The 21226-nt window shown below is 69.2% G+C and carries 16 protein-coding genes; 7 read left to right on the top strand and 9 right to left on the bottom strand.

The window, feature by feature from the left end; translation table 11 throughout:
* Positions 1 to 203: 203 nt before the first annotated feature.
* Entirely contained in the window at positions 204 to 1772 is a 1569-nt protein-coding gene (locus tag LE190_RS15815) for a dipeptidase (RefSeq protein WP_225239601.1), read from the bottom strand.
* Positions 1773 to 1882: 110 nt separating this feature from the next.
* Between LE190_RS15815 and LE190_RS15820 the strand changes: the two genes are divergently transcribed.
* Positions 1883 to 2749: a pirin family protein gene (locus LE190_RS15820; RefSeq protein ID WP_225239602.1), complete on the top strand. Its 867-nt coding sequence runs from the start codon at positions 1883 to 1885 to the stop codon at positions 2747 to 2749.
* Here the strand turns inward: LE190_RS15820 and LE190_RS15825 are convergent.
* On the bottom strand, positions 2735 to 3148 hold the full coding sequence (locus LE190_RS15825) for a hypothetical protein (protein ID WP_225239603.1): 414 nt from the start codon (positions 3146 to 3148) through the stop codon (positions 2735 to 2737). The two genes, LE190_RS15820 and LE190_RS15825, sit on opposite strands and share 15 nt — an antisense overlap.
* 375 nt (positions 3149 to 3523) lie before the next feature.
* Between LE190_RS15825 and LE190_RS15830 the strand changes: the two genes are divergently transcribed.
* Positions 3524 to 4549 carry an asparaginase gene (locus LE190_RS15830; protein WP_225239604.1) on the top strand — a complete coding sequence of 342 codons (1026 nt, stop codon included), beginning with the start codon at positions 3524 to 3526 and terminating at the stop codon, positions 4547 to 4549.
* On the opposite strand, the gene LE190_RS15835 is transcribed toward LE190_RS15830, so the two are convergent.
* Positions 4527 to 5396 (bottom strand): hypothetical protein, encoded by an 870-nt coding sequence (locus LE190_RS15835; RefSeq protein ID WP_225239605.1) that lies wholly within the window; start codon positions 5394 to 5396, stop codon positions 4527 to 4529. The genes LE190_RS15830 and LE190_RS15835 overlap by 23 nt on opposite strands.
* Before the next feature lie 118 nt (positions 5397 to 5514).
* Between LE190_RS15835 and LE190_RS15840 the strand changes: the two genes are divergently transcribed.
* The gene (locus tag LE190_RS15840; RefSeq protein ID WP_225239606.1) at positions 5515 to 6309 is read left to right on the top strand and encodes a hypothetical protein; all 795 of its coding nucleotides are present in this window, start codon (positions 5515 to 5517) and stop codon (positions 6307 to 6309) included.
* 7 nt (positions 6310 to 6316) lie between these two features.
* Here LE190_RS15840 and LE190_RS15845 read toward each other — a convergent pair whose 3' ends face one another.
* Together LE190_RS15845 and LE190_RS15850 are read right to left on the bottom strand one after the other, a co-directional pair.
* Entirely contained in the window at positions 6317 to 7009 is a 693-nt protein-coding gene (locus tag LE190_RS15845) for a fumarylacetoacetate hydrolase family protein (RefSeq protein WP_225239607.1), read from the bottom strand.
* 21 nt (positions 7010 to 7030) lie between these two features.
* Positions 7031 to 9706 (bottom strand): hybrid sensor histidine kinase/response regulator, encoded by a 2676-nt coding sequence (locus tag LE190_RS15850; RefSeq protein WP_225239608.1) that lies wholly within the window; start codon positions 9704 to 9706, stop codon positions 7031 to 7033.
* Between the two features lie 253 nt (positions 9707 to 9959).
* On the opposite strand from LE190_RS15850, the gene LE190_RS15855 reads away from it, so the two are divergent.
* The gene (locus LE190_RS15855) at positions 9960 to 11363 is read left to right on the top strand and encodes a serine hydrolase domain-containing protein (protein ID WP_225239609.1); all 1404 of its coding nucleotides are present in this window, start codon (positions 9960 to 9962) and stop codon (positions 11361 to 11363) included.
* 19 nt (positions 11364 to 11382) lie between these two features.
* Here LE190_RS15855 and LE190_RS15860 read toward each other — a convergent pair whose 3' ends face one another.
* The gene (locus tag LE190_RS15860) at positions 11383 to 12432 is read right to left on the bottom strand and encodes an aldose epimerase family protein (RefSeq protein WP_225239610.1); all 1050 of its coding nucleotides are present in this window, start codon (positions 12430 to 12432) and stop codon (positions 11383 to 11385) included.
* Between the two features lie 332 nt (positions 12433 to 12764).
* Between LE190_RS15860 and LE190_RS15865 the strand changes: the two genes are divergently transcribed.
* Positions 12765 to 13784 carry a porin gene (locus tag LE190_RS15865; RefSeq protein ID WP_225239611.1) on the top strand — a complete coding sequence of 340 codons (1020 nt, stop codon included), beginning with the start codon at positions 12765 to 12767 and terminating at the stop codon, positions 13782 to 13784.
* Positions 13785 to 13794: 10 nt separating this feature from the next.
* Here the strand turns inward: LE190_RS15865 and LE190_RS15870 are convergent, their stop codons facing one another.
* Positions 13795 to 15420: a methyl-accepting chemotaxis protein gene (locus tag LE190_RS15870; protein ID WP_225239612.1), complete on the bottom strand. Its 1626-nt coding sequence runs from the start codon at positions 15418 to 15420 to the stop codon at positions 13795 to 13797.
* Between the two features lie 47 nt (positions 15421 to 15467).
* Positions 15468 to 15947 (bottom strand): chemotaxis protein CheW, encoded by a 480-nt coding sequence (locus LE190_RS15875; RefSeq protein ID WP_225239613.1) that lies wholly within the window; start codon positions 15945 to 15947, stop codon positions 15468 to 15470.
* Positions 15948 to 16222: 275 nt separating this feature from the next.
* Between LE190_RS15875 and LE190_RS15880 the strand changes: the two genes are divergently transcribed.
* Together LE190_RS15880 and LE190_RS15885 are read left to right on the top strand one after the other, a co-directional pair.
* A complete protein-coding gene (locus tag LE190_RS15880) occupies positions 16223 to 16750 on the top strand; it encodes a GNAT family N-acetyltransferase (RefSeq protein ID WP_225239614.1) in 528 nt (175 codons plus the stop codon).
* A 91-nt stretch (positions 16751 to 16841) separates the two neighbouring features.
* Positions 16842 to 19445, top strand: coding sequence for a hybrid sensor histidine kinase/response regulator (locus tag LE190_RS15885; RefSeq protein WP_225239615.1), 2604 nt, complete (start codon positions 16842 to 16844; stop codon positions 19443 to 19445).
* A gap of 1 nt (position 19446) precedes the next feature.
* Here LE190_RS15885 and LE190_RS15890 read toward each other — a convergent pair whose 3' ends face one another.
* The gene (locus tag LE190_RS15890; RefSeq protein WP_225239616.1) at positions 19447 to 21099 is read right to left on the bottom strand and encodes a M28 family peptidase; all 1653 of its coding nucleotides are present in this window, start codon (positions 21097 to 21099) and stop codon (positions 19447 to 19449) included.
* Between the last annotated feature and the right edge of the window lie 127 nt (positions 21100 to 21226).

The following is a 21226-nucleotide window of genomic DNA, read 5'->3' on the forward strand; positions in this document are numbered from 1 at the left end:
CATGAAAGCTGTGCTTGCCCAGGTCGATGCCGATAAGCATAACGTCTTGCATGATGGCCTCCGTCCAAAATGAAAACACCCTACAAGCTTAGTAACTTGTAGGGTGGAGGGTGACCATCTCATTAACCCCGCTGCGCGGGGTTGGTGGCGTGGGCAAGCGGCATCGTGAGCCTGGCCTTGGCCGGACCATCGTGCCAGCTTGCTTACCTGGCCAGTTCGACCAGCACCGCCGTGTACATCTGCAGGTTCAGCAGCAACTGCTTCTCGGTAATGAACTCGTGCTCCGAGTGGCCGGTGTACACCTTGCCCGGCATGGCCGGGCCGAAGCTGACCGCTCCCGGGAACAGGCGCGAATTGGTGCCGCCGCCAACCGCCACCGGCTGTGGATCCTTGATGCCGGTGAAATAGGAAAACACCTTCATCAAGACCGGCAGCTGTGGTGCGCTCTTCTGCACCCAGGGTTCGCCGATCTTGACCGTGACCTTGGCCAGCGGCAGCCGGCGCGCCTGCCACTGCGCCAGCGCGTCCTGCACTTCGGCCGTCAGCTGCTCGCTGCTCTTGCCCTGCGGACGGCGCATGTTGATCGACACCTCGATCCCGTCCTGTCCCTGGCGGATGACGGTTGGCGCAAAGCTCATCGGTCCCATGAAGCTGTCGCGGTAGGCGATGCGGCCAAACTTCTCGCCATAGATGCCGGTGCCGACCATCTCGTTGAGGAAGTTCACCACCGCGCCGGCCGTGGTGTCGGCCCAGGGCCGCACCGCCAGCGCGTCGGCCAGCATGCTCACCGCATTCACGCCGTCTTCCGGCTTGGACGAGTGGGCCGAGACTCCCTTGGCCTTGATCGCCAGGCTGCGCGAAGCGTCCCCTTCCTGCCAGCTGAAGCTGTACTGCATGCCCTGCTGGGCGGCGCCGCGTGCCCGGATCGCCTGCTCCAGTTCCGGCGTGGCATTGGCGATGAGGGCGCTGGCGTCTTCCGGGATCTGGCTGCCGAAGAAGCCGCCGCCGAACTCGGCGACGTAGGCTTCGCCGGCGGGCGGCGTGGCCGCGCCCGCGCGCGGCACCGTCACCGCCACCGTACCATAGCCTTTCTCGGCCGTCACCGCCGGGTACTCGGCGTCGAGCGTGATGTTGACCTGGGGCGGCTGATGGGTCTTGAGGAATTCCACCAGCGGTCCCCAGTCGGATTCCTCGCCCATGTACACGTACAGTTCGATGCGCTTCGACAGCGGCAGGCCCTGGTCGCGGATCGCCTTCATCGCATACAGGGCGGTGGCGATCGGACCCTTGTCGTCCTCGGCGCCACGCGCCAGCAGCTTGCCGGGCTCGCTGCTGCGGTCCAGCACGAAGGGCGACTTCTTCCACTTGCCCGGGTCGACCGGCTGCACGTCGCCATGGGTGATCACGCCGACCCGCTCGCTGGACTGGCCAAGACCGATGATCACGGTCCAGCCATGGTCGGTGTAATCGAGGCCAAGACGCTGCGCTTCCGCCTTCAGGGCAGCCTTGAAGGCGATGTGGACCGGGTTGCGGTCGGACGGAACGGCCGGGTCGGCCACCGTGTTGTAGCTGACCAGCCTGGCGAGGGTATCGACGATGTCCTTGCGGTAGGCGCTCACCGCATGCCTGGCGACCTTGACCGCGGCGGGGCTGGGAACCGCGCTGGTCGCTGCCGCGGCCGCGGCCGGAGCCGCCGGTGCCGCCGATGCGACAGGTGGCGCCAGGGCGCAGGAAACCAGCATCAGGCTGGCCAGCAGTGTCGGTCGAATCATGTTGCCGTCTCCGTTTGCAAAAGCGCAAAGAGTCTAGCACAGCGCCGTGCGCCCGGCGGACGGCCTTCGGGGTATCGTGGGTGCCCATCGCATCGTTTGGAGTACCCGCCATGAGCGCTAGACGCGTCCACCGCCTGCACCCCGCGCTACGCGACGATATCGGCGACCTGATCACCCAGCGTCCCCTGCCCGGCCGCCTGGTCGAGCAGATCGATCCCTTCCTGTTCCTGAACCACCACGGCCCCCAGACCTATCCGCCGCACAACCGCGGCCTGCCCTTCGGCCCGCATCCGCACCGCGGTTTCGAGACCGTCACCTTCATCCTGGAAGGTTCGCTGGCGCACCGCGACAATGCCGGCCACGAAAGCGTGATCCACGCCGGCGGCGTGCAGTGGATGACGGCGGGGCGCGGCATCGTGCATGCGGAAGTCTCGCCGCGCGACTTCCTCGAGCACGGCGGCCCGGTCGAGATTCTGCAGCTGTGGGTCAACCTGCCCTCGCGCCTGAAGATGAGCGAGCCGGCCTACACCGGCCTGCAGCGCGCCGATATCCCGGCCCTGGCGCTGGACGAAGGCAAGGTGGTGCTGAACCTGATCGCGGGAGAATGGGAAGGCAGGCACGGCCCGGTGCACTCGCTGACCGGGGTATTCATGAGCACCGTGCAGATGCGGGCGGGAGGCGGCATCGTGTTCGGCGGCCTGACCGGGCGCAACGTGTTCCTCTACGTGGCACGCGGCGTGGTCCAGGTGGGCATGCACGCCGACCTGGTCTCGCCGATGCACCTGGTGGAGCTGGACGAGACCGGCGACACGGTCGCGATCCGCGCCAGCGAAGACGCGCTGCTGGTGTTCGGCCATGCCGACCCGATCGGGGAACCGGTGGTCGCGCATGGCCCGTTCGTGATGACGACCCGCGAAGAGATCTCGCAGGCCATCCTTGACTACCAGGCCGGGCGCTTCGGTTCAGCGCTGGGCTAGCGCCACGTAGTGGCTGGTGCCGCTGCTGATGCGCACAGTGTCCGGCAGGCGGCGGCTGTTCGGGCGTTCGAAGGACAGGCGCAGGTCCTTGCCCATCGCGACGAAGCGGTTCTTGCCGACGTGGATGATCTCGGTCGGGCCATCGCCCAGGTCGGCGTACAGGGTGCGCTCGCGGCCGGACACCTTGCCGGTGACGGTCAGCATGCGGCCATCTTCCAGGTCGTAGCGGCCCTGCACGTTGTCGAACATGAAGGGCTCCATCCGTGCCTGTTTCGGCTGCGCGCCGACCACGGTGACGCGTTCGGTGTCGGCGCCCTGGGCGGCCGGGGCGGCGGTGGCGGAGGTGGCGGCGGTCAGGGTGAAGAAGGCGGCGGCTGCCAGCAGGAGTTTGGTGCGCATGATGTACTTCCTTTCAGGTCGAATGTGAGGTCCGGACCTGTGCGGCTTCGATACTCGCGCCGCGCGGTCCACGTGGGTCAGATTCGCCAGCGTCTGTCGTGTTTGTCTGGCGATGAAAGGAGTGTAGCGATGCTGCGCACCGGCTCAAGCCGAAAGCGCCGAAACGTCGAAATCGGCGCATGAAATGCCCAAAACGCGGACCAGACGGGAGGACCATATTCGTGCCCTGCGCCGACGTCTGCACGGCATGCAGATATCGCATACGGCCTGGATTGACGGGCGAAACGGGCTGAAGCACCGGTCCACGGAACGTGCGTCCCGATGTGCGCCGATGTCGTACAGTAGGGCTGTTTCCCACCTTTCCAGCACGCACCGATGCCAGCCATTCCCCTCGTCGCCACCACCCGTGGCTACCCCGATGCCGAACCCGCCGTCGAGAACGTGCACGCCGGTTCGATCGCCGTGGTCGACACCCGTGGCCGCCTGCTGTACGCGGCCGGCGATCCGCAGCAAGTCATCTTCACGCGCTCGGCGCTCAAGCCCTTCCAGGCCCTGCCCTTCATCCTGTCGGACGGTCCCGCGCGTTTCGGCCTGAGCCGCGACGAACTGGCGCTGCTGTGCGCCAGCCACTCGGGCGAGACGATGCACCTGGACGGCGTGTCTTCGATCCTGGACAAGATCGGCCTCGACCCCAGCCACCTCGAATGCGGCTGCGCCACGCCGCTGTTCTACGAGTTCACCGGCCAGCCGGTGCCGGCCGGACGCAGCTGGACGCCGCTGCACCACAACTGCTCGGGCAAGCACAGCGGCTTCCTGGCCTGGTGCCGCCTGCACGGCGCGCCGACCCGGGGCTATGTCGAGCCCGGCCATCCGCTGCAGCAGGCGATCCGCGCCACGCTGGCCGAAACGGCCGGCCTGGCGGCCGGGCGCATGCCCGGCGGTATCGACGGCTGCTCGGCGCCCAATTATGCGCTGCCGCTGGCCACGCTGGCCCACCTGTATGCACGCCTGGCGCAAGGCGGGGCCGATCCGCAACTGGGCGACGCGATGGGCATGCTGTGCGAGGCCATGACGGCGCGCCCGGACCTGGTCTCGGGCACCGCGCGCACCGACCTGGCCTGGATGACGGCTGGCGACGGCGACTGGGTGGCGAAGATCGGCGCCGATGCCGTGCAGGCGGTCGGGATCCGCTCGGCCGGCCTGGGCATCGCGGTCAAGATTGCCGACGGCAACAGCCGCGCCCTGCATCCGGCGGTGTACGCCGTGCTGGAGCAGCTCGGCCTGCTGGACGATGCGCGCCGGACCCGGCTCGACGCCTTCCGCCAGCCGGCGATCCGCAATGCGCGCGGCACCGTGACGGGCGACATCCGGACCCTGTTCAGGCTGGCGCCGGCCGGCTGAGCCCACGCAGCAGGGCCGCCAGCGTGTCCAGCACGGCCGCGTCTTCCCAGTAGCCGTCGTGGGCCAGCGGGTTCCAGCTGCGCAGCAGCAGGCCAGCCACGCCGCTGCCCGCGTTCACGACGCGGTCCTCGACCAGCTCGCGGTAGCCGCCCGGCAGCGGCTGCAGCGGCCAGCCCAGCACGTCGTCCGGATCGTAGAAGTTGATCCACCTGAAGCCGGGCGTGGGCCTGGCGATCGGAATGATGTGCATGCGCAGGTGCGCCGCGACGAACACCGGGATGTTGCAGCCGGTAGTGACCAGGGCGGCGCAGCTGCCGGCGCCGATGAAGCCCTGCTCGCTCGCGGTCAGCGGGCGGCCAAGCGTGGTGGTGGCCCAGGCGCCGATGTTGCGCCAGATGCCGGCGCTGACCGGCCGGCCCTGCGCGGCTTTCTGGGCATCGTAGATGTAGCTGGACAGGACCTGGCAGCCGAGCGACTGGGCCAGGAACACCACCGGCATGCCCGGATGCACGGCATGCACCGACAGCAGGGTGCGCGCGATCTCGCCCTGGGCCAGTTCGTAGACCGAGCCGGGAAGCTCCTTGCGGTTCTCGAGCCCGGCCGCGTCGCCGAAGCCGTGCAGCACGAACTTGCGCAGGTCCGGGTAGCGCAGCGTGGCCTGGGCATTGGTTTGCGCCCAGATCGCGTTCTGGTTGTCCTGCAGGATCTTCTGGTAATACACCGAGCGCATCGTCACCTGCCCCGCCGGCGCGCCGAGCCGCCCGCGCAGGCGCGCCATCACGCCCTCCGCATAGGTGGGCGGGGTTTCTCCCATGCCGTGTACCGTGACCAGCGCCACGTGGCTCATTGCTGCCTCCTGTTCCGTTACCGCGCAGGGACTAGCCTAGCAGTTTTCGCCGCGCCGCACGCACGCGCCCGTTAAACCTGGCTGCGCTACCATGGGGCTTTCGGCACACCGCACACCCATGCCAGAACCGCTCTTCAGCCGCTACCGCGACGCCATCCGCGGCCTCGACCTGTCCGCCGTCACGGCCCCGGAACGGATTCCCGAGGCCTTCCTGCTGGCGCGCGCGGGTCGCTACAGCACCCACTACATTCCCTTCGAATCGGTGCATGCGCAGGCGCGCGTCGTCGTGGCCGGCATCACGCCCGGCTTCGCGCAGTGGAAGAACGCGATGCGCGAAGCGCAGCGCGCGCTGGCGGCCGGCGCGCACGACGCCGACGTGCTGCGCGCCGCGCGGCTGGCGGGCGCCTTCAGCGGCGCGATCCGCCCCAACTTCGTGGCCCTGCTGGACGCGATCGGCGTGCAGCACTGGCTCGGCATCGCCAGCTGCGCCACCCTGTTCGATGCCGATGCCGGCCTGGTGCAGGTAAGCGCCGTGCTGCGCCATCCGGTGTTCGTGGACGGGAAAAACTACAGCGGCACGCCCGCGCCGCTGCGCCAGCCCTTCCTGCGCGAGCAGGTGCTGCGCTGGTTCGCGCAGGAGGCGCGCCAGCTACCCGACGCCCTGTACATCCCGATGGGCGCCAGCGTCAGCGCGACGCTGGACTGGCTGGTGGAAGAAGGCGTGATCGGCGCCGGGCGCGTGCTGCATGGGCTGCCCCATCCCTCGGGCGCGAATGCGGAGCGCGTCGCCTATTTCCTTGGGCGCAAGGAGCGCGCCGCGCTGTCGGGCAAGACCGATGGCGCCCGGATCGACGCGGCGCGCGCCGGACTGCTGGCGCAGATGGACGCCCTGCTGGCAGGACGTCGCGGCTAGCCGCGCATCACCCGCCGATCTCCAGCGCGAACTGCGCAAGCCCCTCTACCCCGCCGCGTACGCGGTCGCCCGGTACCAGGGCCGCGACACCGGCCGGCGTGCCGGTGAAGATCAGGTCCCCGGGCGCCAGCGCCACCAGCCGCGACAGGTGGGCGACGATCTCCGGCACGGTCCAGATCATCTCGTCCAGCCGCCCCTCCTGGCGCAGCGTGCCGTTCACCTCGAGCCAGATGCGGGCGTCGCGCGCATGGCCGGCCTGCGCCGCCGGGACCAGCGGGCTGCAGGGCGCGGAGGCGTCGAAGCCCTTCGCCATGTCCCAGGGCCGGCCGGCATCCTTGGCGATCGCCTGCAGGTCGCGCCGGGTCAGGTCCAGGCCGACGCCATAGCCCCACACCAGCGCCACCGCCTCCTGCGGCGCGATATCGGCGCCGCCGGCGCCGAGCGCCACGATCAGTTCGACCTCGTGGTGCAGCTCGCGGGTGGCGGGTGGATACGGCAGCCTGCCGCTGGCCGGCACCACGGCGTCGGCCGGCTTGGTGAAGAAGAAAGGCGGCTCGCGTGCGGGATCGCTGCCCATCTCGCGTGCGTGGGCGCCGTAGTTGCGGCCGACGCAGAACACGCGCCGCAGCGGAAAGCGGTCGGCGCTGCCGGCCACGGCCAGCGAGGGCAAGGCGGGAACGGGAATGACGAAGCCAGACATGCGGATCCTTTCGTGACAGGTTCAGACCGGGCTGGCGGCCGCCTGCGCGCGCGCCGCGGCGGCGCCTACCGCCTCCAGCACGCGCACCAGCGCGGTCATGTCCACCGGCTTGACCAGGTGGTGCGCGAAGCCGGCCGCGAGAGCCCGTTCACGGTCGCTGGCCTGGCCGTAGCCGGTGATCGCGACCAGCACCGTGTGGCTGGTCTCGGGCATGGCGCGCAGCTGCTCGGCCAGGTGGTAGCCGTCGATGTCGGGCAGGCCGATATCGACCAGCATCGCATCCGGCCGCTCGGCGCGTGCACGGCGCAGGGCCGAGCGCGCATCATACTCGACCGCGCTGTGGTAGCCCTGCACGTCGAGCAGCGTGCACAAGCTGTCGGCGGCGTCGGCGTTGTCGTCGACCAGCACCAGGCGCAGCGGCCGTGCCGGCATCGTTTCCGGCACGCTCGCGGCCCCAGGCGCGGCATCGTCGGCATCGGCGCTGCCGGGCGCCGCCTCGACGCAGGGCAGCGCCAGCGTGAAGCGGCTCCCCAGGCCGACACCATCGCTATGGGCGCCGACCTCGCCGCCGTGCAGCTCGACCAGGCGCTTGACCAGGGTCAGGCCCAGTCCCAGCCCGCCCTGCGAGCGCGCCAGCGTGCGTGCGCCCTGGGTGAACAGGTCGAACACGTTGGGCAGCAGCTCGGGCGGCATGCCGGAACCGTTGTCGCTTACCGTGAGGCGCATGCTGCCGGCGTCCATGCCGAGCTCGAGTGCGATGCGGCCGCCCTTCTGGGTGTACTTGGCGGCGTTGTTCAGGATATTCGCCACGCTCTGCACCAGGCGGGTCTGGTCGCCGCGCACGCAGACCGGTAGCGGCGGCAGTGCCAGCGCCACCTGCTGCTCCTTCTCGTCCAGCAGCGGGCGCGCCTGGTCCAGCGCTCCGGTGACGACGTCGCGGAAGTCGACCACGCCCAGCTTGAGCTTGACCAGGCCGCGGGTGACGCGCGAGACGTCCAGCAGGTCGTCGATCAGGCGGCTCATGTGGCGCACCTGGCGGCTGATGATGGTGCTGGCCTGGCGGATGCGCGGCTCGTCCCTGAACTGCAGCGACAGCAGGCTGGCGGAACTGCTGATCGGGGCGAGCGGATTGCGCAGTTCGTGCGCCAGCATGGCCAGGAACTCGTCCTTCGTGTGGCTCAGGCGCTCGGCCTGCACGCGCGCCGCGCGTTCGCTCTGCAGCAGGGCGTCGCGTTCCAGCGCCGACTTCTGCGCCACCTCGTACAGGCGCGCGTTGTCGATCGCCACCGCGGCCTGGGCCGCGACGCCGGCGAGGATGCGTTCGGTGCGTTCGGTGAACACGCCCGGCTCGGGATGGCCGAAGCACAGCCCGCCCAGTACCGCGCCCGAGCGCGAGACCACCGGCAGCGCCAGATAGCTGCGCACGCCCGCGGCGCCGGCCTGCGCCGCATGGCGCGGGTCGCATGTGATGTCCTCGCTGCGCACCGGCGCTTCGCTCCAGAAGCCCGGGCCCAGCAGGCTGGCGAAGTGCGCCAGCCCGGCCGGCGCCGTGCCCGACAGCGTGTACGCTTGCGGGCGTGCGCCCTGCCCGTCCTGGACGCGGTAGAAGAAGGCGCCCACGCGCGCCCCGGCCAGCTCGGTGGCGGCGTCGGTGATCGCCTGCAGCAGCGTGTCCAGGTCGAGCGTCGAGGCCAGGGCCTGGCCGCTGCGGTTGACCATCTCGAGCACGCGCTTCTCGTCGCGCAGCGATTCCTCCACGCGCGCGCGCCGCACCGCCTCGCAGGTGTGGCGCGCCACGTCCTCGGCCAGCGCCACTTCATGGTCGCCCCAGTGGCGCGGCTGCTGCTCGTGCAGGTAGAAGATCGCCGCCAGCCGCCCCTCCTCGAGCAGCGGCACAATGAGCATCGCGCGCGCCCCGATGCTGGCATAGCCGGCCGCGTAGGGTGCGGCACGCGTGTCGGCGCCGATGTCGTCCAGGCGCAGCGTACGTCCAAGGCGCAGCTGTTCGATGATCGCCGGCCCGAAGCTGTCCAGTGCGCGCGATTCGCCGGCCAGGCTGGAGATGCTGCCGTCGGTCCAGTCGCGGTGCACGCTGACGCTGCGCCCGGCGGCGTCGATCTCGCCATAGCCCACCCGCCCCACGCCCAGGTACTCTCCAGTGAGCCGGCTCGCCGCTTCCATCGTGCGCACCGCGTCGACCAGGCCGCGCAGGGTGTCGCTGAGCTTCAGGTGGAAGGCATGGCGGTGCTCGGCCAGCACGCGCGAGGTGGTATCGGACAGCACGAAATAGACGCCGACGATGGTGCCGCCATGGCGTACCGGCGTGATCGACACGGAAAAATAGCGGCGTTCATGCTTGCCGTTGCGGCGCAAGTCGGTCAGCACGTTTTCCAGGTGCACCGTGTGCCCGGCCAGTACCTGGGCCACGTGGGGCTGCAGGCGCGGCCACAGTTCCGGGCGTACCTGCGGATAGGGCTGGCCCATCGCTGCCGGGTGCTTGTCCCCCAGCAGGTCGGCATAGGCTTCGTTGTAGAACAGGCGCAGTTCCGGTCCCCAGGCGATGGCCATCGGGAAGTGGGCGCCGACGATCAGGTCGGCGATCGCCTGCATGCCCTCGGCCCAGGTATCCGGCTTGAAGGGCCACGGAAGTCCGCTGCCCGGGCTGGGCAGGAGGGGGAGGCTGCTATGGTTGCTCATCAGGATTGCCCAGTTCTTTCCGCGCGGCGGACGGTCGCAGGCACGGGAAACCTGTCGCCGCAGATAGTTGTTGCGCCGCCAACTTTTTTTTAATCGGGCGATTATAACGAGCAATCTTGCAAGGCCGCGCCCGGTACGAATCGCCCCTTGTCCAGGATATGCAGGCTGGATCGAATTGCCCGGATCGCCGTTTATCGAGCCGCGGCAGACCGGCCGTGGCCTATTATTTGCCTCCAATCAACTGGAGTAGCATATGGACAGTCAGGAAAAACCCACCGTCGTCCGTCGTCCGTTCACGCTGCTGTGTACCGTCGCAGCGAGCCTGCTGGCCGGCGCCGTCCACGCCGACCCGCTCGACGACGCCATCGAGCGCGAGATGCGGCGGCGCCAGGTGCCAGGCATGGCGGTGGTGGTGGTCAAGGATGGCCGGATCGTGCGCGAAAAAGGCTATGGGCTGGCGAACGTCGAGCACGCGGTGGCGGCCACGCCCGACACCGTGTTCCAGTCGGCCTCGGTCGGCAAGACCTTCACCGCGGCCCTGGTGCTGCTGCTCGAGAAGGACGGCAAGCTCGGGCTCGACGACCCGATCGGGCGCTACCTCGACCACGCACCCAAGGCATGGGACGGGATCACCATCCGCCACCTGCTCACCCACACCTCGGGCCTGGGCGATCCGTACACGCAGATCGACCTGCGCAAGGATTACACCGAAGCCGAGCTGCTGGCGCTGGAAGCGGCGCTGCCGCTGCTGTCCGCGCCGGGCGAGCGCTTCGCCTACAGCAACGCGGGCTACCACCTGCTCGGCTTCATCTGCAACCGGGCCGGCGGCAAGTTCTGGGGCGAGCAGCTGAAGGAGCGCATCTTCGCGCCGCTCGGCATGGGGGCGGCCGTGATCAGCGAAGCCGACATCGTGCCGCGCCGCGCCGCCGGCTACGAACGCGTCGACGGCAAGCTGCAGAACCAGCGCTGGGTCGCGCCCAGCCTGAACCGCACCGCGGACGGCGCCCTGCACCTGAGCGCGCGCGACCTGGCGCGCTGGGACATGGCGCTGGACGGCGAGACCATCCTCGACGCCCGCATGAAACAGGCCAGCTGGACGCTGTCGCGGCTGAACGACGGCAGCAGCGGGCCGTATGGACTGGGCTGGTACGTCGGCACCCAGAATGGCCACCGCAAGGTGGAGCATGGCGGCGCCTGGCAGGGCTTCAAGGCCGCCCTGGTGCGCTATCCGGACGACCGGCTGAGCGTGATCGTGCTGGCCAACTCGGCCGCCGCGCGCCAGGGCAAGGTGGCCGACCTGGTCGCCGCCCACTACCTGCCGGCGCTGGCGCCGGTGCGCGCGGCGGCGATCGCCGACACCGAACCGGCCCGCAGCGCGCGCGCCCGCAAGGCGATCGAACAGCTGATCGCCAGCCAGGTGCCGGACGGCCTGTCGCCGCAGGAGCGTGGACGCTACTCGCCGCAATGGGTGGCCCAGATCGCCACCGAGTTCCGTGACTTCGGCGCGCTACGCACGGTCGAGCTGCTGGGGCGCAGCGCGGAAGGCGGCGGCAGGCAGGGGCGCTACCGCTTCCTGTTCGAGAACGAGACGGTGCTGCTGACGCTGCACGAAGGGCAAAATGGCCTGATCGAGCGGCTGGCCATCGGGCTCGAATAGCGGCCCACCCAGCCAGTGCTCAGCGCGCCACCGACATCCGGAAGCGCGACTCGGTGGCGTATTCCTGGCCCGGGCGCAGGATCACGTCCGGGAACTGGGACTGGTTGGGCGAATCGGGAAAATGCTGTGGCTCCAGGCAGAAGCCGCTGCGGTGGCCATAGGTGCGTCCCTTGCCGCGCAGGCTGCCGTCGAGGAAGTTCCCGCTGTAGAACTGCACGCCCGGCTCCTCCGTGTACAGCTCCAGCACCCGGCCCGAGACCGGCTCCACCACCCGCGCCGCGCGCATCATGCCCGCTCCCCGCGGCCTGGCGAGCGCGAAGCAGTGGTCGTAGCCCTGCCCGTTGCGCAGCTGGACATCGTCCGCGCCGATGCGCGCGCCGATCGCCTGTGGACTGCGGAAATCGAAGGGCGTGCCGGCCACCGGCGCCAGCGCGCCGGTCGGGATCGACCCGGCATCGATGGTGACGAAGGCGTCCGCCTCGATGGCGAGCAGGTGTTCGAGGATGCTGCCCTGCCCGGCCAGGTTGAAATAGCTGTGCTGGGTGAGGTTGACCGGGGTGGCCCGGTCGCACACGGCGTGAAAACGCACCACCAGTTCGTTGTCGTCCGTGAGCCGGTAGACGACGGTGGCGTCGAGCCGGCCGGGGTAGCCCTGTTCGCCGTCAGGACTGGTGTAGGCCAGGCGCAGGCTGTCGCCATCCACCGTGGCGTCCCACTTGCGCCGGTCGAAGCCCGGCGCGCCGCCGTGCAGGTGGTTGTTGCCGTCGTTGGTGGGCAGGACGTATTCGCGGCCGTCGAGCGTGAAGCGGCCACGCGCGATGCGGTTGCCGAAGCGGCCGATCAGGGCGCCGAAATACGGGCTGTCGCCCTGGTAGGGAGCCAGCGTGTCGAAGCCGAGCACGATGTCTGCCAGCCGGCCTTCGCGGTCCGGTGCGTGCAGCTCGGTGACGATCCCGCCGAAATCGATGATGCGTGCCAGCAGGCCATGCGCGTTCGTCAGGGTGAACTGGGTGATGGGCGTGCCGTCTGTCAGCTGGCCGAAAGGTGCCTGGGTGATACTGGTGCGCACGTTGTCCGCTCCTTGCAGTGGCGATGAGGGCCGATCCTAGCATGGGGTACCCAGGAGCCGCGCACGGCCCCCGGACGGATGCCTGGCGCGCCGCTTTTTATTGATTCCGTTACCCATTTACAACACGCTTACGCCCTAAGCGCCTGAGTTTGCGCTGGATCGTGCGGCATTTTGGCCACGTAGCACATGCTTTCTAGAAACAGAATAAGGAAAGAACCAATCAATAGTGGCAACATGATTCGGGCATTGGTAAGCTGAGATTTTTGCAACAGTAAATTTTCAATAACATCAAGACGGCATTCGAAAACCACTTCCACTACTGGAGAGCAGCAATGAAAATGAAGAGCCTGGCCATCGCCCTGTTAACCGCCCTGCCGCTGGCAGCCCATGCGCAGACAAGCGTGCAGATCTATGGCATCGCCGACGCGTCGATCGGCATCGAGGATACGGATGCTCCCGGCGAAGACAGCCGCACCGTGATCAGCTCCGGCACCCAGGCCACCAGCCGCATCGGCTTTCGTGGTACCGAGGACCTGGGCAATGGCCTGAAGGCGCTGTTCAACATCGAGGCCGGCTATGCCATCGACACCGGCGCGCAGGATGCGGCCGGCCTGTTCCAGCGCCGCGCCGTGGTCGGCCTGCAGGGTTCCTTCGGCACCGTCACCATTGGCCGCGAATACAGCCCGGTCGCTGCGGTGGCCCAGTCGGCCGACCCGCTCGGCCACGCCTACTACGGTTCGGCCCTGACCGGTTTCGGCGCCGGCCGCCTGACGCGCCGCCTGTCGAACTCGGTGAACTACCGGAGCAACGACCTGAGCGGCTTTGCCGTGCTGGCCGCCTACAGCGCCGGCGAGCGCCAGACCAACGACCCGTCGGGCAGCCTGGTCGGCGTCGCCGCCGAGTACAAGAACGGCCCCCTGTACCTGGGCGCCGGCTACCAGCAGACCGAGCGCCTGGCCACCGGCGACGACAAGGAATACACGATCGGCGCGGGCTACAACTTCGGCGCGGTCGACCTGCGTGCGGTCTACATGGAAGCCGACCCGACCGGCGGCAACAACGACTTCAAGTACCTGAGCGTGGGCGGCAGCTACACCGCGGGGCCGAACAAGTTCCACCTCACGGGCCACCAGCAGCGGCTGGAAAACGGCGCACGGGGCAATGGCATCTCGCTCGCCTACAGCTATGCCCTGTCCAAGCGCACCAGCGTGTACACCTCCTACGCCCACCTGCGCAACAACGGCAGCGCGACCTTTGGCCTGGTCTCGCCAGGCGGCAGCGTGGTGCCGCCGACCACCGCCCTGGGCGCCGATCCCTCGGTGTTCAACCTGGGCGTGCGCCACTCGTTCTAAGCCTTGCCGCTCAGGCCGGCAGCGCGGCCAGCGCCTGGCGCGGTGCAGGCTGCGCCAGGCGCGGCCTGCCCTGCGCCTGGCCTTCTCCCGCGTCGCCGAGGCTGAAGACCGCCATCGCCGCATGCAGCACGGCGGCCTGTTCCTTCATTGCCTCGGCCGCCGCCGCCGCTTCTTCCACCAGCGCCGCGTTCTGCTGGGTTACCTGATCCATCTCGAGCACGGCCTGGTTGATCTGTTCGATGCCAGCCGTCTGCTGCTGGCTGGCAGAGCTGATCTCGCCCATGATCTCGGTGACGCGCCGCACGCTTTCGACGATGTCCTCCATCGTCGAGCCGGCCTCGGCCACGAGCTTGCTGCCCAGTTCCACCTTGCCGGAAGAATCCTTGATCAGGTCCTTGATTTCCCGCGCCGCCGCGGCCGAGCGCTGCGCCAGGTTGCGCACCTCGCTCGCCACCACGGCGAAGCCGCGGCCCTGCTCGCCGGCACGGGCCGCTTCCACCGCCGCGTTCAGCGCCAGGATATTGGTCTGGAAAGCGATGCCGTCGATCACGCCAATGATGTCGTTGATCTTGCCAGCCGAGGCGTCGATCTCGCCCATGGTACCGACCACCTGGCCGATGACCTGGCCGCCGCGCAGCGCCACCTGGGATGCCGCTTCCGCCAGCACATTGGCCTGGCGCGCGTTGTCGGCGTTCTGCCTCACGGTCGAGGTCAGCTCTTCCATCGACGATGCGGTCTCTTCCAGCGAGGAAGCCTGCTGCTCGGTGCGGCTCGACAGGTCCTGGCTGCCGGCGGCGACCTCGGCCGCGGCCACGCCGATGGTGTCGGTACCGGTGCGCACGGTGCCGACGGTGCGTGCCAGGTTCGCGTTCATGGTCTTCAGCGCCTGCAGCAGCTGGCCGAGTTCGTCGCGGCTGCTGACGTCGATCTGGCTGCCGAGGTCGCCGGCTGCGACGGTATTCGCCACCTCCAGCGCGCGCCGCACCGGACGGGTGATCGAGCCGGTAATCCACCAGGCGATGGCGGACGCCAGCAGCGCGGCGAACGCGCCGATACCCCACATCAGGCGCGACGTGTCGGTGTAGGTACGCTGGGCCTCGCCCGCCTTCTGCGTCGCGAGCTGCTTCTGCAGCGCGGCCTGCTCGCGCACGGTCTGCTTCATTTCCAGCAGCAAGGGACGCAGCTGTTCGGCCAGGTACTGGCGCGCTTCTTCCTGCAAGCCGTCATTGCTCAGCTTGATCAAGTGCTGCTGGCCTGCCGCATAGCGCTCGGTCTGCTTGTGCAGCTCGGCCAGCAGGACGCGCGCGCGCGGATGCTTCAGTGTCTTGTCGAGGTCGTCCAGCAGGCGGGCGGTTTCCTGGCGTGCGGCGAGCACTTGCGCGGCCTGCTTCTGGCGCATGCCGTGTTCCTCGGTGATCAGGATGTCGCGCAGCGCGATCGCGGTGCTGTCCAGCTCGCCAAGCAGCCTGCCGGTCGCCTCGATGCGCGGCATGCGGTTGTTCACGATTTCGTCGGTGCCGGCACTGACCCGCGCCAGCATCATGTTACTGGTGACGATCATACCGGCGAGCATGAGGCAAACGATGCCGAAGCCGAGAGTGAGGCGCTTGCCGATATTCAGGTTTGCAAGGTTCATGTCAATTTCCTTCATTGCCGGGACGGTCCGGCGGTGGGTAAGTTCGTTCAGGCAGCTTGGTCCATGGCCTTGATCAGGCCGAGCTGTTCGGAGCTCATCAGCTTGTCGATGTCGAGCAGGATCAGCATGCGTTCCCCCACGGTGCCGAGGCCGGTGATCGCGTCGCCGTCTGCGCTGGCGCCCATCTCGGGCGCGGGGCGGATCTGCTCGTCCAGCAGGGTCACTACATCGGAGACGCTGTCGACCACCATGCCGATCACGTGCTGCCGGATGTTCAGGACGATCACGACCGTGAACTGGTCGTAGGTAGGCTCGCCCAGGCGGAACAGGATGCGCATGTCGACGATCGGCACGATCGCGCCGCGCAGGTTGACGATTCCCTTGATGCAGGGCGGCGCGCCGGGCAGCAGCGTGGGATTTTCATAGCCGCGGATTTCCTGCACCTTGAGAATGCTGATCGCGTATTCTTCCTGGGCCAGGCGGAAGGACAAGACTTCCTTGTCGCGCGTGGGCGTACTGTTATCCATTGGTCTCGCTCGTGTGTTCAAACTCGGACACTATTGCCCGATCGCAAGACACATTACGAAATTTCTGGTGCAAATTCGATGGCGAATGGACAAAACGGTGCAGTAAACCCACCAAAACGGTGCAGCGTATGGCGTGTATGCAACGCCATTGTCCCGGTTATTTGTTCTTACGAAAACTTAGTGCACGACCGTTCGTGCCGTCTGGCGGCTTGGCACGCTTCCTGCGTCACTCCACGCATCATCCCGTCCTTTGCGCTTGATATGGAGACCCTGAAATGATCGTCCATCGCCCCGATGCCCGCGCCATCCGCGCACTACGACCGCAACTGGCGGGCCTGCTGTGCGAGGCCGTGGCCGAGGGCCACTCGCTCGGCTTCCTGGCCACGCTCGACCCGGCGCAGACCGAGCGCTACTGGAACGCCGTCGAACAGGACGTGGCCGCGGGCAGCCGGGTGCTGCTGGTGGCCGAGTGCGACGGGGTCCTGGCCGGCACCGTCCAGCTCGACCTGTGCCAGAAGCCGAACGGCAGCAACCGCGCCGAGCTGCAGAAGATGCTGGTCGGGAGCGGCATGCGCCGGCGCGGGATCGGCAGCGCGCTGCTGGCCGCGGCCGAACACGAGGCGCTGGCGCTGCGGCGCGGGCTGCTGTTCCTCGATACCGAAGCTGGCTCGAACGCCGAGGCACTGTACGGCAAGGCCGGGTATATCCGCGTGGGCGAACTGCCCGACTATGCCTGCGATCCGCACGGCCAGTGGCGCCCGACCGCGATCTGGTACAAGACGCTGTTCCCGCGCGGCCGCTAGGGAGCGCGGCGGCACCGTCCAGTTGCGGCGCCGACCGCCGGGACCGAATGTCACGTAGAATCGAAGGCTCGATACTTTCCCTGCTGCCAACGTGACCGACAGTCCCGCCCCGACACCACGCCGGCCCCTGCGCGCATACCTGCTGTGGCTGGTATTGGCCACCCTGCTGCCGGGCGTGGTCGGCGCCTCGCTGCTGTTCGTCCACCAGTACCAGAAGGCGCGCGCCCAGATCGAGCGCAACACCCTGCAGACGGTGCGCGCCCTGGTGCGCAGCGCCGACAACCAGCTGCTGCAGGCGCAGTCCATCGCCCAGACGCTGTCCACCATCGACGCGCTCGACGCCGGCGACTTCGCGCGCGTCCATGCCCAGGCGCGCGAGGCGCTCTCGCTGGCGCCGGCGGGCGCCGACATGATCATGGTGCTGCGCGACCGCAGCGGCCAGCAGCTGGTCAATACCGCGCGCGAATACGGCGCGCCGCTGCCGCGCGAATACTCGGCCCAGCTGGCGCGGGTGTTCGCCAGCGGCCGGCCGTCGGTGTCGGACGTCTTCGTCGGTGCCGTGCGCCAGCGGCCGGCGGTGAGCGTGGACGTGCCGGTACGGGTCGGCACCGAGGTGCCCTACGTGCTGAGCATCGGGATCGGTACCGACTATTTCAGCGGCATCCTGTCGCCGCAGTCGGTACCGGAAGGCGCGGTGGCGTCGCTGTTCGACCGCCATGGCACCATCTTCTACCGCAACATGAACCGCAACCAGACGGTCGGCCATCCGGTCAACCCGCTGCTGCGCAATGCCTTCATGCGCCAGCCGGAAGGCACCGTCGATTCGCGCTCGCGCGAAGGCAAGCCGCTCCTGACCACCTTTTCGCGCTCGTCCCTCACCGGCTGGGGCGTGGCGATCGGTATCCCGCGCGCCAGCCTGCGCGCCGAGCTGCTCGACCAGCTGGCGCTGATGACCGGCGTGGCGGCGGCCCTGTTCGTGATCGGCCTGTGCCTGGCCTGGCTGATCGGCGGGCGCCTGGCGCGCTCGGTGCAGGCCCTGAGCGGCCATGCCGAGGCGCTCGGCCGGGGCGAGCTGCCGCCGCCGCTGGCCGAGGTGCATGTGCGCGAGGCGGCCGAAGTGGCGGCCGCGATCCGCGACGCCGCAGCGCTGCTGGCCGAGCGTTCGCGCGAGCTGGCGGCCAAGGAATCGGCGCTGCGCGAAACCCACGTGCTGGCCCGCTTCGGCACCTGGGAACGCCGGCTGGACAGCGACACGGTGGAGGTCTCGGCCTCGGTGCCGCACATCTTCGGGCGGCCGGTACCGCCATTCCCGGAGCAGCGTGGCACCCTGCTGACCGAGGAATCCTGGCAAGAGGTCCAGCGCCTGAGCAGCGAACTGGTACGCGGCGGCGGCAGCGGCAAGCTGCAGCTGGAGGCCCTGCACGCGGACGGCCACCACATCTGGCTCGACTTCCGCGCCGAATGCGTGCGCGGCCCGGACGGACAGGCGCAGGCACTGCGCGGCACCATGCAGGACATCACCGAGCGCGTACGCGCCGAGGAGGCGCTGCGCCAGGCCGACCAGCGCAAGAACGAATTCCTGGCGATGCTGGCGCACGAACTGCGCAACCCGCTGGCGCCGATCGCCTCCGGCGCCCAGCTGCTGGGGCAGGAAGGGCTGGATGCGGCGCGCACGCGCCAGATCAGCGCCATCATCGCGCGCCAGGCGCGTCACATGGCCGGCCTGGTGGACGACCTGCTCGACGTGTCGCGCGTCACGCGCGGGCTGGTGACGCTGGCGCGCGAACGGGTCGACATCAACGCCGTGGTGCAGGAAGCGGCGGAGCAGGTGCAGGCGCTGGTGCGCGAGAAAGGCCACGCGCTGGCGCTGCGGCCCCTGCCCCAGCCCTGCTGGGTGCTGGGCGACCGCAAGCGCCTGGTGCAGGTGGTCGGCAACCTGCTGCACAACGCCGCCAAGTTCACCGCGCGTGGCGGCAGCCTGTCGGTATCGGTCGCGCTTGCCGACAAGGATGAGCAGGTACTGGTGGAAGTGCGCGACAACGGCATCGGCATGCTGCCGGCGGAACAGGCGCGCGCTTTCGACATGTTCGTGCAGGGCGAGCGCACGCCCGACCGCGCGCTGGGCGGCCTGGGCATCGGCCTGGCGCTGGTGCGCAGCCTGATCGAACTGCATGGCGGCAGCGTGACGGTGTCGAGCGCCGGCCAGGGCCTGGGCACCAGCTTCACGCTGCGCCTGCCGCGCTGCGCGGACACGGATGGCGCTCCCGCGCCCGCCGCGGACAGCACAAGCGCGGCGCGCGCCGGCGCGCACCTGAAAGTACTCGTGGTGGACGACAACGTCGACGCCGCGCGCATGCTGGCGCTAGCGGTGGCCGCGCATGGCCACGAACTGCGGGTGGAGCACGGCCCGCGCGAGGCGCTGGCGCAGGCGGCCGCGTTCGCACCCGACGTCTGCCTGCTCGACATCGGCCTGCCCGGCATGGATGGCTACGAACTGGCGCGCCGCCTGCGGGGCGAGCCCGCCACCGCCGGCGCGGTCCTGGTGGCGGTGACCGGCTATGGCCAGGACCAGGACCGCCGCAACAGCGCGCAGGCCGGCTTCGACCACCACCTGGTCAAGCCGGTGGACATGGCGAACCTGGACCGGATCCTGGCCGACGCAGCAGCCGCAGCCGCGGCCCCGGCCGGCGAATAGGCTAGCGCTTCACGCTACCGAACGGGTCGCCCTGCTTCCAGCGCGGCATGGCGTCGGCGTTGGCCACCGCGTAGCCGAGGTTGAAGGTGAACTGGGCCTGCTGCAGCATGCCGGCCAGGTCCCAGCTGGCGCGGTACTCGTCGCTCACCTGGTGGTAGTCGCGCTTGAAGCCCACCATCTTCTCGCTCGAGGCGGCATGGTCGTGCGCGAACTCGAAGTGGCCGTCGCCCGAGAACACGGCCGAGCCGACGTTGAAGGCCGGCACCCCTGCCTTGGCGAAGTTGAAGTGGTCGGCGCGGAAGTAGGCGCCGGACAGGTCGGGAATGCGTGGCGCCAGCTTGAGGCCCATGTTGCGCGCCACCACCGCCGCGGTCTCGACGAGGGTGCTGCGCTCGGCGCCGGGCACGCCGATGTCGCGCGTCAGGCCGACGAAATTCAGGCTGTCGAGGTTCAGGTCGGCCGCCGTATCGGCCAGCGGCAGCACCGGGTTCCTGACATAGGCGGCACTGCCCAGCAGGCCCTGCTCCTCGGCCGCCGGCCACAGGAACACCTGGGTGCGCAGCGCCGGGCGCTTGGCCGCCTCGGCCGCCATCGCCAGCAGCGCCGCGGCGCCGGACGCATTGTCGACGGCGCCGTTATAGATGCGGTCCTTGCGCGCATCGGTCGCACCGCCGGCGGGCGGGGCTTCGTCGATGCCAAGGTGGTCCCAGTGCGCCGAATACACCACCGCCTGCCGCTTCAGCTTCGGATCGGTGCCGGGCACGATGCCGACCACGTTGTACTGCTCCACGGTGCGGATCGCCGATTTCAGCGCCACCCGGGCCCTGGCCTTCAGGTCCACCGGGCGGAAGTCGCGCCGCTCGGCCTGGGCGCGCAGCACGTCGAGCTCGAAGCCGGCCGCCGCGAACAGCCGGCGCGCCATGTCCTCGTGCAGCCAGCCCTCGACCCCGTTACCGCCGCCGGCCAGGTGGAAGCGCTCGCGCGAAAAACCGTTGGCCGGCACGCTCCACGGGTAGGACGCGGAAGGCAGCGTATGGATCAGCAGCACGCCGGCCGCGCCGCGCCGCGCCGCCTCTTCGAACTTGTACATCCAGCGCCCGTACCAGGTATAGGCCTTGCCGCCGAAGCGCTGCGGCTCCTGCGCGGTGGGCTGGGGATCGTTGACCATCATGACCAGCATCCGGCCCTTCACGTCCACACCCTTGTAGTCGTCCCAGTGTTCTTCCGGCGCGGCGACGCCGTAGCCGACGAACAGCAGCGGCGCGTCGAAGGCCAGGTCGGGGCGCCCGCTGGCGGTGCCGAACACGATGTCCTTGCCGGTTTCCGGCGCCAGGCGCTGGCCGCCCACCTCGAAGCTGACCGCGCTGCCGGGCAGCAGCCGGCTGCCTTCGATCTCGACCTTCTGGCGGTAGCCGCCATCGGCCGCGCCCGGATACGCGGGCTGCAGGCCGGCGATCGCGGCCTGGGTCTCCAGGTAGCGCACCGCCAGCGCGCCGCCGCGCTGGCCGGTGCCGCGGCCTTCCAGCAGGTCGTCGGCAAGGAAGGCCAGGTGGCCGCGCAGCACCGGCTCGGCCAGGCGCGGCGCCTGTGCGAAAGCGGACGAGGACAGGGTCAGGGCTGCGGCATGCGCCAGGGCCAGGGAAAGTGGTCGCATCGGGATATCCGTTCGGGAGTCGCCAGCTTGGCAAACTACCATCTTAACGCAGCCGGCACGCGCCATGCATATCGGTGCAGGCCGCCGTTGCAGCCGTGCGCCGCGCGCGCCTATACTGGTGCATTTT

The organism is Massilia hydrophila, from assembly GCF_020208145.1.
In the GTDB taxonomy this organism is placed as follows: Bacteria; Pseudomonadota; Gammaproteobacteria; order Burkholderiales; family Burkholderiaceae_D; genus Telluria; species Telluria hydrophila.

Excerpts from the sequence above, each read along its gene's own strand:
- LE190_RS15830 (WP_225239604.1), top strand. The coding sequence starts at position 3,524 with ATGCCAGCCATTCCCCTCGTCGCCACCACCCGTGGCTACCCCGATGCC.
- LE190_RS15855 (WP_225239609.1), top strand. The coding sequence starts at position 9,960 with ATGGACAGTCAGGAAAAACCCACCGTCGTCCGTCGTCCGTTCACGCTG.
- LE190_RS15825 (WP_225239603.1), bottom strand. The coding sequence starts at position 3,148 with ATGCGCACCAAACTCCTGCTGGCAGCCGCCGCCTTCTTCACCCTGACC.
- LE190_RS15875 (WP_225239613.1), bottom strand. The coding sequence starts at position 15,947 with ATGGATAACAGTACGCCCACGCGCGACAAGGAAGTCTTGTCCTTCCGC.
- LE190_RS15870 (WP_225239612.1), bottom strand. The coding sequence starts at position 15,420 with ATGAACCTTGCAAACCTGAATATCGGCAAGCGCCTCACTCTCGGCTTC.
- LE190_RS15865 (WP_225239611.1), top strand. The coding sequence starts at position 12,765 with ATGAAAATGAAGAGCCTGGCCATCGCCCTGTTAACCGCCCTGCCGCTG.
- LE190_RS15850 (WP_225239608.1), bottom strand. The coding sequence starts at position 9,706 with ATGAGCAACCATAGCAGCCTCCCCCTCCTGCCCAGCCCGGGCAGCGGA.
- LE190_RS15845 (WP_225239607.1), bottom strand. The coding sequence starts at position 7,009 with ATGTCTGGCTTCGTCATTCCCGTTCCCGCCTTGCCCTCGCTGGCCGTG.
- LE190_RS15815 (WP_225239601.1), bottom strand. The coding sequence starts at position 1,772 with ATGATTCGACCGACACTGCTGGCCAGCCTGATGCTGGTTTCCTGCGCC.
- LE190_RS15890 (WP_225239616.1), bottom strand. The coding sequence starts at position 21,099 with ATGCGACCACTTTCCCTGGCCCTGGCGCATGCCGCAGCCCTGACCCTG.
- LE190_RS15880 (WP_225239614.1), top strand. The coding sequence starts at position 16,223 with ATGATCGTCCATCGCCCCGATGCCCGCGCCATCCGCGCACTACGACCG.
- LE190_RS15840 (WP_225239606.1), top strand. The coding sequence starts at position 5,515 with ATGCCAGAACCGCTCTTCAGCCGCTACCGCGACGCCATCCGCGGCCTC.
- LE190_RS15835 (WP_225239605.1), bottom strand. The coding sequence starts at position 5,396 with ATGAGCCACGTGGCGCTGGTCACGGTACACGGCATGGGAGAAACCCCG.
- LE190_RS15820 (WP_225239602.1), top strand. The coding sequence starts at position 1,883 with ATGAGCGCTAGACGCGTCCACCGCCTGCACCCCGCGCTACGCGACGAT.